This window comes from Nocardia transvalensis, assembly GCF_015477765.1.
GTDB lineage: Bacteria > Actinomycetota > Actinomycetes > Mycobacteriales > Mycobacteriaceae > Nocardia > Nocardia transvalensis_A.
This window is the reverse complement of record NZ_JADLQQ010000008.1, coordinates 377,742-394,488: the sequence shown is the minus strand read 5'-3', so window position 1 is coordinate 394,488 and position 16,747 is coordinate 377,742. Positions and strand designations below refer to the sequence as shown.

Sequence of the window (16,747 nt, the reverse complement as noted above, 5' to 3'; positions counted from 1 at the left end):
CCCCGATTCCCAGGTTCGGCCCGCTGCGAGCGTGTACCTGGGTCCATGCAGTGTGGGGGACTTCGTTCCCGTGCAGTTGAAGGCAGCCTGCTTCGCCCTGTTGCGCGACTGGGAACTTGAGCTTGCGCAGCTATCCACCTACCACAACCTCCATTTCAAGAAAGGTCGTGCAGCTACAATAGCAGTGTGTGGCGCGCTGCCATGCCGAAACCGGCAGCGCACCAGCAGGTTACAGTGCGGCTTCGATCGCATCTTTCACGGCGGGATCCTTCGGCTCGGTGCGCGGCCGAAAGCGGCCGAGCACGGTACCGTCGCGCCCAATGAGGAACTTCTCGAAGTTCCACTGGATATCCCCGGCCGCACCCTCGACATCGGCGGCCCGGGTCAGCTCGGTGTACAGCGGATGCCGGTTCTCGCCATTGACATCGTTCTTCGCCAGCAGCGGGAAGTCCACTCCATAAGTGGCGGAGCAGAATTCGGCGATCTCCTCCGCGGTGCCGGGCTCCTGACCCTTGAACTGATTGCACGGGAAGCCGATCACGGTGAACCCGCGCGGCCCGTAGGTTTGCTGAAGTTCCACGAGGCCGGCGTACTGGTAGGTCAGACCACACTTGGAGGCCACGTTCACTAGCAGCACAACCTTCTCACCAGCCAGTTCGGCCAGGGTAGTAGGTTTTTCGTCTAGCGTGCGTAGCGGTATCTCACGAAGGTTCGTCACGAATATAAATCCTAAGGACGAGTTCGCGAATAGTCACCTGTTCAGGCTTAGCGCGCACCACGCGGCTCCGAGGTCCAGTGGGCGCAATCACCGCCGCACGGTCGACAGCACCGACCATCGGCAGTTGCAGCCGTGCAGAACCCCGTCAGCGACGTTTCCCACAAACACCGCAGCGCGTGGATAGTGCCTGAATGCAGCCCGGATGATCGACTGTCTGAAACATAGACACCCGGGCCCAAATTTGGCCGTCGTCGACGGATGCTAGACCGACACGCGATACCTCGCTCCCCAGACCGCGCTAGCCCGGTTGGCGATGCGGGTGGCCCCTATTTCATACCTGTTGGGTGGAGCCACGCTCACACAGTAATGACCAAATAGCCCTTGGCCCTCAAGCTCTCGCAAGTTCCAGTGCGGCTATCACCGCATCGGCCACCAGATCTGGCGTACGGCCGGAGGTAGAGACGACAACACGAGAGACTTCGCAATAGAGCGGGCGGCGTTGCTCCATCAATTTCCGCCACCGCTGCCTCAGGTCGAGTGCTAGCAGGGGGCGTGGCGTATCCAGGTCCAATCGCCTGATGGCTTCGTTGAGGTCGACGTCCAGAAACACCACGGGTAGCCCTCTCAACAATGCCCGGGTGTCCTCGTCGGTCACTGCCCCGCCTCCCAGAGCCAACACTCCCCGGTGTGCGGCGACGGCGACCCGCACCGCACCTCGTTCTAGCAGGCGAAAGTGGGGTTCACCATCCTCCGAAAAGATCTGCGGGATAGGTTTTCTCGCCATCGCCACAATATCGGCGTCGCTATCGCGGAAGGCGACGCCGAGCCGCTCGGCAACCAGCATGCCCACGGTGGTTTTGCCCGTTCCGGGCGGGCCCACCAATACCACCAGTGGCGCGGTCATCGGATCGGGAGATGGTCGAGGAACCCCTGTACGTTCCGGCGAGTCTCGGCCACACTGTCGCCGCCGAACTTCTCCGCCACCGCGTCGGCCAACATCAGCGCGACCATTGCTTCGGCTACGACACCGGCGGCCGGCACCGCACAGACGTCCGAGCGTTGATGGTGGGCCTTCGATGGTTCACCTGTCCGCACATCCACTGTGGATAGCGCATTCGGTACGGTGGCAATCGGTTTCATCGCGGCGCGCATCCGTAGCAATTCACCGGTCGTCAGACCACCTTCAGTCCCACCGGAGCGGTCCGAAGCGCGGCGGATTCTGTTCTCCGTCGCCACGATCTCGTCGTGCGCCTGCGAACCTGGCACTCGCGCGAGGTCGAAACCGTCGCCGAACTCGACCGCCTTGATCGCCTGGATCGCCATGAGGGCGCCGGCCAGTCGCGTATCGATGCGCCGATCCCAGTGCACGTGCGAGCCGAGACCGACCGGTACGCCGTACGCCAGCACCTCGATAACACCGCCAACAGTGTCGCCGTGGCGACGTGCACGGTCGATTTCATCGACCATCGCCTTACTGGTCTCCGGGTCCATACACCGAACCGCATCAGCATCAATTTGATCCAATTGGGCTGGCGTAGGCCAAAGATCGCGCGGAATTCTGACCCCGGCGAGCTCCACCACGTGCGAGACGATCTGAATTCCGACCGTTTCCCGCAGGTACGAGCGGGCCACCGCTCCCAAAGCCACGCGGGCGGCGGTCTCGCGCGCGGAGGCGCGCTCCAGAACCGGTCTGGCGTCGGCGAAACCGTACTTTTGCATTCCCGCCAGATCAGCGTGGCCTGGCCTAGGTCGGGTCAGCGGGGCATTTCTTGCCAACCCCGCCAGAGCAACCTCGTCTACCGGATCAGCGGCCATCACCGTGTTCCACTTGGACCATTCGGTGTTCCCCACCATGATCGTTACTGGGGATCCAATCGTATGCCCGTGCCGTACACCGCCGAGCAGGGCGATCTCGTCACGTTCGAATTTCATTCTGGCTCCGCGACCGTACCCTAGCCGCCGTCGTGCCAACGCGTCGGCCACAAGGCTCGATGTGACAGGGACCCCGGACGGCAACCCTTCCAGAGTCGCCACAAGCGCTGGACCGTGCGATTCACCCGAAGTGAGCCATCGCAACCTACTCATACCGCCGACACCTCTTCTGCCAGCGCGACGAAAACGTGGGCGCCGTTCCCAGACCGGCAAAGAGTACGACTCAAGGTGCGGATGCCTTTCATGTTTGTCCTCTGCTGATGGTGTCGCAGCGATCAGCCCTGCCACGCCGACACCACGAAAAGTGCCTGCTGCGGATTGAGTCTCGGGTCGCAGAAGCTGGTGTACTTGTTTCCGATGTGGTCGACCTGTGCCGCACTCGGGACGCATTCAGTCACGAAGTCAGGCGTCGTTTCCAGGTGCAGTCCACCCGCTACACCACCGGCGCCCTGCACCGCGTTCTGAAATTCCCGGATCTCTCGTGTGATAGTTTCAAGCAGACGGGTTTTGAGTCCGCGAGACGTGGTAACTGTATTTCCATGCATAGGGTCGGTGAGCCAAATGACAGGGTGTTCTGCGGCACAAACCGCACTGACCAGCTCGGGCAATTGCTTGACAACGGACTCAACACCCATGCGAGCGATCAGGGTGAGCCGCCCCGGCTCGCGGTCCGGGTCGAGCCGTTCACACAGCGCCAGCAATTCTTCGATCTCCATACGCGGACCGACCTTGCATGCCACCGGATTCACAACCTTGGCCAACAAAGCGACATGGGCCCCATCCACTTGACGGGTCCGCTCACCAATCCAAGGCCAATGTGTGGACGCTAACCACAGCCCGCCCTCGGAATCGGGTCGCAGTAAAGGAATCTCATAGTCGAGCAGCAGGGCTTCGTGGCTGGTCCATATCCGCGCACCGATATCGATCAGTCCGCCATCAACATTCCACCCCAGGTAGCCCACAGCATCGCGCGCTGCCGTATAGCAAGTCAGCATTCGCTCCGGATCGGGGTACCTGAGCGCGAGATCGGGTTCCGGGCTATTGACCATATGTCCCCGGTATACGGGCAATTCGAGGTCACCTACCTGCTCGGTTGGACTGGATCGGGGCTTGGCAAATTGCCCGGCGATGCGACCAACCCGCAGTACCGGCTTGTGTGTGGTCATGGTCAACGCGCCTGCAAGCATATCCAACAGCCCAGCCTTGCGGGTGATGTAAACCGGGGTGCATTCAGCCGGATCCTCCGCACAATCACCCGCTTGTAACACGTTTGACTCGCCCATTGCGACACGAGCCAGCAATGTTTTGAGCTTCCGAACATCATCGATGTTGACAAGCGCTGGACTAGCGGCAAGCTTTGACCTCACTAGCTGCAGGCGCGCCGAGTCTTCCCATTGCGGTTGCTGCAAGGCCGGTTTTTGATCGAAGTCGAGCAGGGTAGTGCTCACTGATATCTCCAAATGAATAAGCGACGGGCACAGATTTCCTTAGTGGCGTGGGACGCGGTACCCGCTGCGGCGAACAGGATCAACGCTGACTCAGGCGGCAAGCATTCTCAAGAAGGATTCGGCACACGGTACTACGTGGCCGACTACCGGTCAGGACCTTCGATTCGAATCGTGGTTCCGGACGGTTGTGTGGCTCGGCATCGAATACGAAGCGGTCTCGTAACGCCAACCCATGGTCACCGCTTCAAGTAGACGCGGCATGCTGTATCCGCGAATAGGTCCGCCACCGCAACCGGGCCGAGAGGTCGGGCGAGCTCCAGATAAGTGTCAAGCAGTTGCGACAGGGTGCCATAGAGCCCGTCCACCGGAAAGTTCGACCCGACCAGCACCCGTCCGGTGCCGAATGCTGCTATGAGATGCTCGAACCACGGACGAAACGCATCCACCGAGATCCGGTGCAGCACCATCGGTAGACCGCTGAACTTGGCCGTCGTCAACGGGCGCTCGGCCAGCACCGTAATGCCCTGCTCCCAGGCCGCGCGCTCGGCCGGATCGTTGGGGCGGGTCGGGCCCCCGGTGTGCTCGACTACGACCGGCAGATCGGGAAACTTTTCGAGCGTCCGCGCGGCTGCAAGCATCGTGTCCGGATGCACCACGGAGTCATAAACGAGGCCGCGTTCTGCCACCAGACCCAGGATCTCTGCCGCGCGTGTCGTGTCGTACTCCAGCCCCTCCATGATGCGGATTCCTCGGAAGTGCGGGCAAGCGGTCTGGCGGTCCAGCTCGGCGGCGATGTCGGCAATGCCGGAAGCTGGGTCGACCGTGCCGACGATCGCCGCGGGCAGTCCTGTCCGAACAGCGAGCTCCTCCATCGCATCGGTCTCGGAGAGGTGCATACCAGCGCCGGTCGCTGCGCTGACGTGCACGTATCCCTTGATTTGCCACGGCCGGGCTTCGGCAAGGTATGTGTCCTGGTCATAGAGCCGCTGCATGGCGGTTATGTCGCCCAGGCCCATTTCGGGCAGTTCCGCACCAGGGGCCAGATACGGGTACCAGTCGGGCTTCGCGGGGTCCCAGTGGTGGACGTGAGAATCTATGAACGGAACACCGTGGTCCGGCATTGTCGCCTGCCTATCGCTGTCTGTCATCAATATGAGCGGTCTCAGTCGAGCCGGTCGGCCATCAGTTCACCGACCATGATGGCTGTCAGGTGGGTGTTCGCGCGCGGTACCGACGGGAAGATCGATGCGTCGATCACCCGCAGGCCATCCACTCCCACCACCTGGCAGGACGGGTCGACGACCGTGTCCGGGTGTCCCGGAGTGCCCATCCGGCAAGTGCTGGTGCTGTGTCCAGGATCGGCAACACTCGCCAACAGGTAGTCGTCGAGCTCGCTGTCGTCGTCCAACACTGCGAATAGGGCCTCATTCACCTGCTCCAGCGGTCCCGCCAGGATCTGCCTCGTTTCCGGGCGACGGGCCAGCTCGACCGCCGTCCGCACCCCCTCGCGCAACCTGCGCAGGTCACGGCGATCAGAGAGCATCTGCGCACGCACCAGCGGTTGCGCCGCGGGGTCGAGCGAGGTCAGTGTCAGCAGACCGCGCGAGTAGCTTTGGTTGAGCCACACCCTGAACGCCCCCAGCCCTGGACCGGTCTGGTTGTCAGAGACGAACATCAGATCGTTGGAGTACCGCCCCGATTCCGAGCCGGTGCGGACACAGACATTGGTGTGCCGGTCGTGCTGTGACTTCGGTGCCGCAGCCTTGGTCAGCGGCAGCGACACCACCGCCATCGGATGGTCCTGTAGGCCACGTCCCACGGGCAGGTCGGCGTGGACCTCAAGGTCGAGAGAGCGCAGCTCGGCAGCCGGCCCCACGCCAGATCGCAGCAGGATCGCTGGAGAGTGAATCACCCCTGCAGAGAGCACCACGGTATCGGCGTATTCGGTCACCGCCGAACCGTCCGCAACGACGCGGACCCCGACGGCGCGGTTGCCCGCGATCACGACTCGGTCAACCAGCGCATCACCCCGGATGGTCAGGCTAGCTAGGTCTCGAGCCCCTTCCAGATAGGAATCGTTTACCGACACCCGGCGGCCTGAGCGTGAGTTGATCGGGAACGGCGACACACCGGTCGCGCCCGGCGCGTTCACATCCGGCGTCCACAAATAGCCCGCAGCGAGCGCTGACCGGGCGAGGGCTGAGTCGACCCCGCCCCACTGCTCCTGTGGAGTCCGATAGATAGGAGTGGGGCCGCTGAGCCCGTGGTAAGGGGCCTCTCCGAACTCCTCGTCGTTCTCCAACTTCGCGAAATACGGCAGAACCTCGCTGGGTGACCAGCCGATTGCGCCCGAGCTCACCCAGTCGTCGAACTCTTCCACCGGCGGTCGGATAGCAATCTGCCCATTGATCGACGAGCTGCCCCCGACACCCCGACCTCGCCGGTACGGCGCCTGCTGCTGCTTCTCGGTCCGGGAGGATTCCAGCCCCTCCCACACCAGTCCGGTCGCTGCGGCGGGATCGAGCCGAGCGACCATTGGATTCGGGGAGCGCCACACTTCCGGCAGTTGCTCTGCCCGGTAGTCCGGGCCAGCCTCCAGTAAGAGGACCCGCTTACCCTGCTGGGCCGAGCGCACCGCGAGCGGCGCACCGGCTGACCCGGCTCCCACCACGATCATGTCCCAACCACCGTTAACCATGTCGCACCTCGTGTCTGTTGTTCTGCCTTCTCGTCAACCAATCCCGGCGGCATCTGCCAGGATTTACCCTCGCAGTCACCGAAACTCCAGCTCGTCGAAGGTCCCTAGCGCGCGCCAGCGCTGGATGTACTCGTAGTAGGCCAGCGGCCCATCGGGGTAGCCGGAGTTCAGTTGGTGAGAAGGTTCATCCGGATTGCCCTCGTTGTTGTAGAGGCCTGGAGTGCATTCCAGAGAACTCTGGAAGCTCCCCGCGCCGGACAGCACCAGGTCGATCCACGCTTGCTCAGCTGCTTGGGAGGGCTCCACCTCGCGATGCCCTCCATCCAGGGTGCGTCGCACTATGGAGGTGATTGTCTTGGCCGATTCGGCGATGTCGTGGGGGATGTTGGTCAGGAAGTTCGCTCCCTGGAATGGCTGGACGACGAAGGCGTTTGGAAAGTGGCGGACTTGTGAGCCGTGAAAGGTCCGCATACCTTCCGCCCAATGGTCACTGAGGGTGAGCCCACCTCGGCCCGTGACCTCATATCCGGCGCGGAAAGTGAAGGGGGTCGCGACCTCGAATCCGGAGGCGTAGATGATGCAGTCGACCACCCACTCGCGCCCGCACGCCATCACTCCGGCCTCGGTGATGCCTTCGATCCCCTTGCCATCGGTATCCACTAGGTGAGTCGACGGCCGGTTGTAGGACTTCAGGTACTCGTCGTGGAAGCACGGGCGTTTGCACATCTGGGAATACCACGCCTTGAGCTGCTGCGCCGTGTCGTGGTCCTTGACCACTGCGTCGACCCGAGCCCGTATTTGGGACATCTTCTCGAAGTCGGCCTTCTCGCGAACCTTGGCCAGCGTCTCGGGAGTCCGCGCCGCAGCAGGGAGCTGGCTGATGACTGCCTGGATGCGCTTGGCGGGGGCAGTCCAGCCGTCCATCACCAAGTCTTCGGCGACGCTACGGCCCGAGTAGTTGGCGGCGAAGTTCTCCATCCACCGTTGCTGCCAGCCGGACGTGGCCATCTGATGGAACCACTGCGGATCGATGGGCTCGTTGTTGCGGACATCGACCGAAGAGGGGGTGCGCTGGAATACATAGAGCTCCCTACAAGCCTCGGCGAGGTGGGGCACGCACTGCACGGCAGTAGCCCCGGTGCCGATGATGGCGACGCGCTTGTCGCCGAGTCGGTCCATGGGGTCTCCCGCAGGGCTTCCACCGGTGTAGGAGTAGTCCCACCTGCTGGTGTGGAAGGAGTGGCCCCGGAACCGGTCGATGCCGGGGACCCCAGGCAGCTTGGGAACGTTGAGCGGACCGATGCCCATTACCACGAACTGAGCCGTGACCCGGTCGCCCCGGTCGGTTTGGATAACCCAGCGTGAGCCGACGTCATCCCAGGTCACCTTAGTCACGGTTGTGTGGAACAGCGCGTCGGCGTACAAGTCGTAGTGCTTGCCGATCCGGCGGCAGTGCTCCAGGATTTCGGGGCCGTGGGCGTACTTCTCAGTAGGTACGTAGCCTGTTTCCTCGAGCAGTGGCAAATACACGAGGGAGTGGGTGTCGGCCTGGGCGCCTGGGTATCGATTCCAATACCAGGTTCCACCGAAGTCACCGCCCTGCTCGATGATACGGACCCCATTGACCCCTGCCTCCCTCAGACGGGCTCCCGTCACCAGACCTGCAAAACCGCCACCGATGCACACAACGGTCGTGTGATCGGTCTGCGGTGGGCGAGCTGCCACCGGTGTGTAAGGGTCGTCGAGGGAGTTGGCCAACTGGTTCTCCAGTCGGACGTACTGGCGGCTCCCGTCAGACCGAAGCCGCTTGTCACGCTCGACGCGGTACTTCTGGCGCAAGGCGCCCATGTCGGCGCTCACCTGATCGATCCCGTCCGACTCGATGCTCGGCGTCATCGGTTTCTTACCTTTCTTGCAGGGCGGCCGTCACCGCAGGCAGGCATGTTCCCAAACATCCTTCTGGTCGCGGCGATGGGCGGTCAGAGCTCGCCAAATCGGCGTTCGTCTGTGGCGGCGGCGAATACCGACCAGAGCATGCGAATATTTCGAGTCCGTGTAACAAATTTCAGTCCGTACAAACTTGCGGCTGGAGCTGTTGTCAACGCAACATCGACATCACCACCGGCAGCGGACCGAGCGGCCGCACTCGTCGAGTCCATCCTCACCACGCGACCGGCGGAGGCCTTTGTCCCCGCAAGAAGTTGGTTGATGAGTGGGATTGGAGCAGGGTGACTGGCAATCGTCAACTCACCATCAGGAAGCACGCCCGACCGCGACGCAATGCCGTACTGCGGAGTATCGAAGCAATACGCACCGACGATCGAGAGCTTCGAATCCATATAGAAGGTGGATATTGCATGATAAGCGTTTGCAACCAACAGTAATGAACTGCGACCGTTTACGACCGCTTGCGCAGCTTCCTCATATTGTGGGTATAGGTCGATGGGCACAGGCTTGTCAATCCGACAGTCCTGCCAGCTCGCACTGAGGTAATCGCTCAGGTACCGTGCCGATTGTTCGCTACTGGTACCCGCTGGCCCGAGCGTAGCGATTCCCCGCAATAAACCGTCGCGGGTATGCGGGAGCGCGAGATCGATTACCGGTGAACTGAGCGTGGACATGACGAAAATCTCCTTCAGCGACGAAAATTCTACCGGGCTAGATAGAGTGAGAACCAAGTCGGACCTTTGTCGTCCAGGAATGGTGTAGATCGCCATCACGGTGAACGCTCAAGCGGTAGGCCTCGAAGATCGCTTTCGTGGTCGGTCCGGGCCGACCCGCACCAACCGACCGGCCATTGATCTCCACCACTGCAGTGACCTCGCAGGCCGTGCCTGTGAGAAAAATTTCCTCGGCGGTATCTAGTTCGGAAACGTCCACAGGTCTTTCGACAGTCGGAATTCCCAAATCTGCGCCTAGTTCGAGGACGCAAGCGCGCGTTTGCCCCCCGAGAACATCACAGTCGAGGGTTGGCGTCACTAGTTCGCCCTGTGAAACCACAAAAACGTTTGCGGTGCTGGCCTCTGATACCGTCCCTCGCGTATTCAGCAGAATCGCATCATCGAGACCAGCTGACCGAGCCTCGTCCACGGCAAGGGCAATGTTAACATAAGAGCCCGTTATTTTTGCACGAGCGGGAATACAATCCCCGGGAACTCGCCGCCATCTCGAGACGCCGCATCGGATGCTGCCGAGCTCCTTCTTCGCCGGCATTGGAGTCGCATACACTGCGGCCAGGTCCTCGACGCCGTCGAGTCCGACTCCGAAGGGCGTCCCGGCAGCGAGCCGGGACTTGAAAGCAATCGGACGGATATAGAGGTCGCCTTGGTATCCGTTGCGTTCAACGATCTCCAGAACAATATCCCGAATCTCGACGGCCGTCACCCCGGGATCAATACGCACGAGTCGGCAGCTCTCGAAAAGCCGGTCGATGTGTTCCGACAGCCTGACAACATATGCGCATCCATCCCGCTCGCTCCAATAGGCGCGAATCCCCTCGAAAACGCCCGTGCCGTAGTGCAGTCCCTGAGTTGCGATGGTGAGCCCGTACCCGGAAATTCTCGTCCATTTCCCACCTACCCAGCAGATGGGGGTGCCCGACACCGGGCCCTCAATCACCGGGTTGAGCACGAGGGAACTCGATGAGATGGAAGGCGTCATCACCGGGCTCCGTCTCGCTGCAAGGCAATAGCCAATGCTGCACAACGCTCAGGGTCCTCGGCAGCGCGCTTATCATGTACCCGAGAGGCCTTCCAGCTCACCATCGCACCTGTGGTAGCGATGGTTCCGATCGCCCCAACCTTGACAGACGTACTTGCACCTAAGGCTTCGCCAATACGGGCGGCGCAGGCCTGCACATCGAAGGCCTCGGTGACGCGATCGTCCAAGAACTCGAAGACGACCTGCACGCAGTCACCTTGGGCTTCTACGGCGCTGTCAATGACAATCTGATAGCCGTAGCAGCCATGTATGCCCTCGAGCACGACCTGCTCGAGGGCGTAGGCAGTAAACGCCGTGCCGCCGATCTCTGTCACGTCACGGACACGCCCCAGTGGCGTCATGATATCTGAGGGATAACGAGCACCCTCACCGCTGGGACGGAGACGAACCATATCGCCGGTGCGGTATCGAATGAGTGGCTTGCATCCCTGAAAGAGGTGCGTAACGACAAGTTCGCCGACCCGCTCACCAGCCTTGTCAGGCAAGACTCGACGACCGGAATCAGGATCAACGATCTCGTAGTAATTGTTCAGCGGGACTGTCCGGAGCTGACCATCGTCGCGGACAGCCGCCATTATGCTGGCTTCCTGGGAAGCGTACATGCAGTTGTATACCGTTGTGGACCAGACGGACTCAATATTGGACAGCAACGCGGGAGTTACTAGCTCGCCCACGACCATGATGAAGTCCAGGTCGAAATCTGAAATCGAGTAACCACTCTCGATCGCTTCCCGCGCGAGTGCCATAGCCATACCAGGAGTACAGACAAGTGCTGTCACACCGATTTCGGCCATAACCTCCAAGGCACGTTGGTATCCCACCACTGGCGAGTGAGGCCACATTTTGACAACACAATGGCCCAAGTTGCGGAAGACCTCACCGAACGCATCGCCGGTCGAATGAAGTTCGGTCGGCCCCATGACCCCAACCACGTGCTTTCGAGAGTGCCGGCGCAGGATGCTGGCGTAGTTCACAGTAAGCGCGGTGTTACTGACAGTGCTGTCGACGTTGTCCCGCGGGCAGGGCGTGGCTTTGCCTGTGGTGCCAGTCGTTTCGTAGAAGATCCACGCCTCGCTGATCGGTTTTGACAGCACCTCAAGCCCGTGCTCTCTGAGATCATTCTTCGTCGTGAAGGGGAACGTCTCAAGCGATTCGAGAGTTACCTCATTCACCGGATGGCGATCGAGCGCTAGGGAGAGATGGTGTTTATAAAATTTGGACCCCGTAGTGACATGCTCCAGAGTTCGACGTACCGCGGCAGTTTGATGGAGCCTGAGGCTTGCGGCATTCCACTCTGCGCGTTCGAATGCCAGGTGACGAGACAGCGTTTCGCGGGAAAATCGCTCCGTATCGGCATTTAACAGTTCATACATTATGTGCCCTCTCGATTTCTCGATCGTTCAAATCGATCACAGTCCACGATGCAACAGAGCTCCAGGCCGAAACTCCTTCGCGGTGGTGCGGATGTTCGAGATAGCGAGCGACAGCGTCCATATCTTCGAATCTGCCCATGACCGCGAAATCAGCAGAAATAGACCGATTTCCGCAGTCGAATCCTGTCCACCACTCAAGGATTTCAGGAATGTGCTCGCGATGTGACTCCGAAAGCGCTGCGGCTGCTGCTACCCGCGCATCACTCCTCCCGACCCCAGGGTTGAGAGTGAAAAGCACGATGTGGCGTACCGTCATACGACCACTCCCTCATATCGAGATTAGCGGAAACTTTCTTGCGTAAGACTTATCAAAGGAATGTTACTCATATTGTTCCAGCGATCAACTTCACGCGAGGCGCGCATAGTGCAACTTTGCCAGAGAGGGGGCGCAATCGACACTTTGAAATCGAACATCCCCGCATTCTTCGAAGTGAAACCACGCGCGTCTCCACAACACGAATAGGTTCGCTCTTACCTCGCTTTATCTCGGTCTCAAAGTTATGGATATCCGCGCACTTTGGGACACAACCAAATATGATCCACCGGCGGAGCCTTACGCTACGTGGTGCACAGATTTTGACCGCACCAATGCCCATCGCACGGTTTCGCCGTCAGTATCGGCTTCTGCAATCGTCCTAGTATTACCATTGGGCCATATAGCAAATTCATCACTTAGCTTTTCACCTCACAGGAGGAAGCCCACTGGATTCGAGCACCTGAATTATTGACAGTTCTCGACGATTGCTGCGCAATATTCCGCCAAAGCGTAACCAGAAACCGTTCCTGCGCCGCTCTGTCGAGGTTTGCGTCAAATTCTCTTAAATTTTCGACACTCATGAGTGTTACCTCCGCTTAAGAAGCTGCTCTCCGGCGAGGAATCACACGCCGGAATTAGCTGCCGCATGCGATCCATACCCGAACGCAAGCGTCCGGAAGAAGCCGACTTGACAATGAAAATGAATTAAACTCCCCGAAATGAACATGCCATACGTTCACCGATCAACGCGAAAATTAATCTATCACCAACCATCAAAAAGGACTAGCGGTTGTCCAGTCTTTCGCGCCGCATCGGCCCTACTTCCTCAAGGCATGGCACGTACCACGCGCATAGCAAGCACACGGCCGGGACGCCGCACCAGCCCTCGCCGTAGTTGCTATTGGCCGCCGAAATGCCCACAGACAGAGGGTTTCTCGCACAATCGAACAGCAACGTGATCTTGGAGCTGGACTTGCCGCGGTCGACCGGGCTCGGTCCGGTCATATCGCCCCTTTTCCGCTTGCACCGGCGCAGCGTCGATCACCGCCCGAGGCCAGCCGATCAAGCGGCGGCTGCCCAACTCACCCAGCACAACCCGGAGTAGTCGCCGTCAAACACCGGCCTCGGTCGACACGCTGAATCGGCGATGCACGGGCGGCATGCTTACCCCGAACGATGGTGGCAGCAGCCGCCACGCACACCCACTGGCCAGTGCAGTACGTACACCATCGCCGTGCACACCGCTCACTGGCCCGCCGGCGTGGTACCACCGCCCTGCTTGCGCGGACTGAACTCCGGCAACAGCGGCTCCACCCGCTCCCAGAGCCCGTCCAACATAAGGCGTTTCGACAACTCATCGACCACGAGTCGAAGATTATGCGGCACAACCAGATACGGCCCACCGCAAGACGAACCACATACACGTAAGACACGGCCTCAGCGTTGATCGAGTAAGTGTGCCAGTCGTTGCCAATCTCGGGAGCGTTGCCGAGCAAGTTCGGCAACGCTTGGAGTGCAGTGGCTAGGAATATTCTCAATAATTGAATCCCAATCTATGACTTCTCCGAAGGGATTCTCTAGCCAGCGCAGAAGCTTGCGCCCGGTTTCATTGAAACGCAGTGAGGGGTCCCTACGCAGCCGCTGTAACAACTCGGCAGCGTCGGTCCTGGTTGGGACGGGCGCGCTAACGTCTCCGGTAGGCTCATGCGGAGGTTCGGATGTGAGAGACCCGACCACCGCGGGCTCCCGTGATGACACGGGTCGCCGACCGGCCCGCAATAGCTTGCGTACTTCCTTCGCTGTGGTGACCGAGATGCCAGCTAACGAGGCAACCTTCCGTGCCGACGCGTCTGGGTCCGCAGTGAACAGCTCGACAGCACGTTGACGACCTTGTTGCCCATTGGGTCGATGCCACACGCCGTTGCGCGCTATCCGACTGGTCGACTGGGCAGATCTCCCAGTCGACCGCCTGCGGATGGCAGCGACCGTATGGTGCGAAATACCAACGGTCACGGCGATCGAACGGTCCGACCAGTCCGGATACGACGAGAGAATCCGGGCCGCGGCGGCTTTCCGGTCAGCAAGCGACAACGGCAAGCCATGTGCCGCATTCAGTTTCACTGCCAGAACAAAGGCATCCGCGGGACCGCCATCGAAGAACACCGCCGCAATGGTCGTTTCACCGCGCAGCTGAGCCGCATGCAATCGATGCCAGCCGTCGACGACCTGCATCGTCGATCTTTGGACGACAATCGGGGGAAACGCAACCGCCGATTCAGCTAGCATACTTATATGGCTCGTATTCACTCCTGTTCTTCGCGGTGGTGAATCCGCCGGCAACACGTCGGATATCGGAAGATCAACAACATCTGAACACCGCGAAAGGTCGCATACCGACCCCGTCGCGGAAAGGGCTCTGACGACGGGCGAACCGGCATTCCCAGCAGTACTCATTATTCCCCCTGCGGGCCCATTGAATGGGCCAGATTTCCTGTGCAGCCTCGGCAGCAGTTGGCTTGTAACACATCCGCTCCTTCGCATCGCTAACGAGCCTCAGTGCCGAGCCGGACACTCCATTTGGCCACCAGACTTGCATTTCCTATCGCAACTCGACAATTTCAGCTCGTGACGAAGACCCCACCAGCTGTCGCTCGACGAATTACTAGATTTCGGCCGTTTCCGTCATTCCGGATCCTGCCAAAGGAATAACGGACAACCACACCCTCCTGGCATGAAGCGCGGCAACGCACACCGATGTATGGTGCGCGTGTTGGCGGCGGATTGGAGCGGTGCGTCGGTCTTTCCCCTCCAAACTGTTAAGGCCGACGCACCGCTACCCACGATTAGGACGTTCGACCTTCACCACGGGTGGGTGCGTACACGATCGACGAGTCTCGGACTCCGCAGTACGCGCGAGAGATCGTTTCGCCTTGAATGACTGAGAGCGGGCGCAAAGAGCAATGCATCCTCCGGAATTTCCATATGCACGACAGTCCCCTGACGGACCAACGCAGTCGGTTCGACGCCATCGTATTCAGAACCGGCATCCGTGACACAGCACTCGTCGACCTGGCAGAGAACTCCCTGCTCAGGATAGTGATCTAATGCCCGGGCCGGGCATAGATCGGGGGACTGGCTGCCCGGACCGGGCACTCCAGACAGCCGACGAGTTCTAACCGACCTCAGCTCGGAGAACCGTCGGCTGGACACCCAGAGGCAGTCACACCACGAAAATTTTCCGACTGCACCCGGCGCCAATACTGCTGTTGATCACCTGTGAGCTACTGACAGCTATCCGCATCCACTGTTCAGACCCAAGCGTCATGGCAAAGTATGACCATGGAGCTAGCTACTTCCAATCCCGCCCCATCGCCCGTCCCACGACGCACGGCTGCATTAGCGCTAACCGCATCGGTAACGGCACTGATCGCGACCGCCCCAAGCACGGGTTCAGCAGCCGATAGGTATGAGCTGGATGAACCCACACAAACTGCACTGAGCCGCCTTGACAACTACCGGCCGACTGCGACCCAACGGCAATTCCATGAACTACAGATGATGCATGCGATCCGCAATGCGGCAAGCAACCCGCGATACCCTTTCGGAGCAGTTATCGTCGACAACAGCGGGCGACTCATGGCGGAAGGAGTCAATAATAGTTCGGCCCACCCGGGATACCATGGGGAGGTTGTCGCGATCAATGCGTATATCGAGCGGTACGGAAATACCGACTGGTCGAACACTACACTATATACCACAGGTGAGCCCTGTGCCATGTGCATTAGTATGATTGCTTGGGCAAAGATCCCCCGCGTGGTGTGGGCCAGTTCTGTCGAGACAATCCGAAAATCAGGCGTAGGCCAGATCGCTATCAGCGCAACCGAGCTGGCTGCGCGAGCGCATGAGATTTACCAGCCCGAATATCTGTTAGGCGGTGTTGGCGCCGAAATCATGGACATCATCTTCCAAACACGTCCACGCTAATTCGATCGTGCCTTCTGAAACTGTGGGGCCGTGTCCAACTTCAACAGCGCGCTTGCTCTATCCGCCACCAATGACATCTGCGGTACACGCGATTGCAGAGGAGGAGACCGTCCTAGGTTGATGGTGCGATGGCCGCTAGCGTATCGGATGACGGTATGACTTTGCGCGTCGCGCTTCAACAACCGCTATCCACTGTGACGCTAGCGGCGGCTGGTGTCCCAGCGCGCAGTAACATGCTCATGTCTCAGATCCGATCTGGTGCCGCCCGCACCGGCTGCGGTAGTCGCGTTGCGGTACCTCGCCATTAGGCTCACCCGTGAGCCACGGCCCCACTGTCGCGTGGTTCGTGCCTCTTGGCCAGCGCGCAGCATCGGCAGATGATTTGCTAACACCAGTGGAAGCCCTACTCGTGCGCCACATACAGCCTTCCAAAGCCTGCACCCATTACGCAGTCAGCGGCACTGCTATCGCTGCACAATGCCGTCACCCGATCGCTCGCTGGGTCATGATCGGTTGCTTACTCGTTGCCAATCCGCTGCACCCTGGGCCATATACCTG

The 16,747-nt window shown here is 60.3% G+C and carries 13 protein-coding genes; 1 reads left to right on the top strand and 12 read right to left on the bottom strand.

Features of this window, described 5'->3' with window-relative positions; translation table 11 throughout:
• Window positions 1-229: 229 nt before the first annotated feature.
• The 12 genes from IU452_RS25385 to IU452_RS39620 all read right to left on the bottom strand — a co-directional run bounded on the left by IU452_RS25385 (window position 230) and on the right by IU452_RS39620 (window position 14,659).
• Window positions 230-718 (bottom strand): glutathione peroxidase, encoded by a 489-nt coding sequence (locus IU452_RS25385; protein ID WP_416382363.1) that lies wholly within the window; start codon window positions 716-718, stop codon window positions 230-232.
• A gap of 388 nt (window positions 719-1,106) precedes the next feature.
• Window positions 1,107-1,622: a shikimate kinase gene (locus tag IU452_RS25380; protein ID WP_195111644.1), complete on the bottom strand. Its 516-nt coding sequence runs from the start codon at window positions 1,620-1,622 to the stop codon at window positions 1,107-1,109.
• Window positions 1,619-2,803 carry a chorismate synthase gene (aroC, locus tag IU452_RS25375; RefSeq protein WP_195111643.1) on the bottom strand — a complete coding sequence of 395 codons (1,185 nt, stop codon included), beginning with the start codon at window positions 2,801-2,803 and terminating at the stop codon, window positions 1,619-1,621. The genes IU452_RS25380 and aroC overlap by 4 nt, the downstream gene beginning before the upstream one ends.
• 122 nt (window positions 2,804-2,925) lie before the next feature.
• A complete protein-coding gene (locus IU452_RS25370; RefSeq protein WP_416382362.1) occupies window positions 2,926-4,110 on the bottom strand; it encodes a 3-deoxy-7-phosphoheptulonate synthase in 1,185 nt (394 codons plus the stop codon).
• Window positions 4,111-4,334: 224 nt separating this feature from the next.
• Entirely contained in the window at window positions 4,335-5,246 is a 912-nt protein-coding gene (locus IU452_RS25365) for an amidohydrolase family protein (protein WP_195111641.1), read from the bottom strand.
• A 14-nt stretch (window positions 5,247-5,260) separates the two neighbouring features.
• The gene (locus IU452_RS25360; RefSeq protein WP_195111640.1) at window positions 5,261-6,796 is read right to left on the bottom strand and encodes a GMC family oxidoreductase; all 1,536 of its coding nucleotides are present in this window, start codon (window positions 6,794-6,796) and stop codon (window positions 5,261-5,263) included.
• A 75-nt stretch (window positions 6,797-6,871) separates the two neighbouring features.
• On the bottom strand, window positions 6,872-8,692 hold the full coding sequence (locus IU452_RS25355; RefSeq protein ID WP_195111639.1) for a flavin-containing monooxygenase: 1,821 nt from the start codon (window positions 8,690-8,692) through the stop codon (window positions 6,872-6,874).
• Between the two features lie 83 nt (window positions 8,693-8,775).
• Window positions 8,776-9,417, bottom strand: a complete 642-nt coding sequence (locus IU452_RS25350; protein ID WP_228818679.1) for a prephenate dehydratase domain-containing protein — start codon at window positions 9,415-9,417, stop codon at window positions 8,776-8,778.
• Window positions 9,418-9,454: 37 nt separating this feature from the next.
• Window positions 9,455-10,456: an aminotransferase class IV gene (locus IU452_RS25345; protein ID WP_195111638.1), complete on the bottom strand. Its 1,002-nt coding sequence runs from the start codon at window positions 10,454-10,456 to the stop codon at window positions 9,455-9,457.
• Window positions 10,456-11,889, bottom strand: coding sequence for a phenylacetate--CoA ligase family protein (locus IU452_RS25340; protein ID WP_195111637.1), 1,434 nt, complete (start codon window positions 11,887-11,889; stop codon window positions 10,456-10,458). Before IU452_RS25340 ends, IU452_RS25345 begins: the two co-directional genes overlap by 1 nt.
• Complete coding sequence (locus IU452_RS25335) at window positions 11,882-12,205, bottom strand: Dabb family protein (protein WP_195111636.1); 324 nt, start codon at window positions 12,203-12,205, stop codon at window positions 11,882-11,884. Before IU452_RS25335 ends, IU452_RS25340 begins: the two co-directional genes overlap by 8 nt.
• Window positions 12,206-13,642: 1,437 nt before the next feature.
• Window positions 13,643-14,659, bottom strand: a complete 1,017-nt coding sequence (locus tag IU452_RS39620; RefSeq protein WP_195111635.1) for a ParB/RepB/Spo0J family partition protein — start codon at window positions 14,657-14,659, stop codon at window positions 13,643-13,645.
• Window positions 14,660-15,544: 885 nt separating this feature from the next.
• Here IU452_RS39620 and IU452_RS25325 point away from each other — a divergent pair.
• Window positions 15,545-16,189, top strand: a complete 645-nt coding sequence (locus IU452_RS25325; RefSeq protein ID WP_228818678.1) for a nucleoside deaminase — start codon at window positions 15,545-15,547, stop codon at window positions 16,187-16,189.
• Window positions 16,190-16,747: the final 558 nt, after the last annotated feature.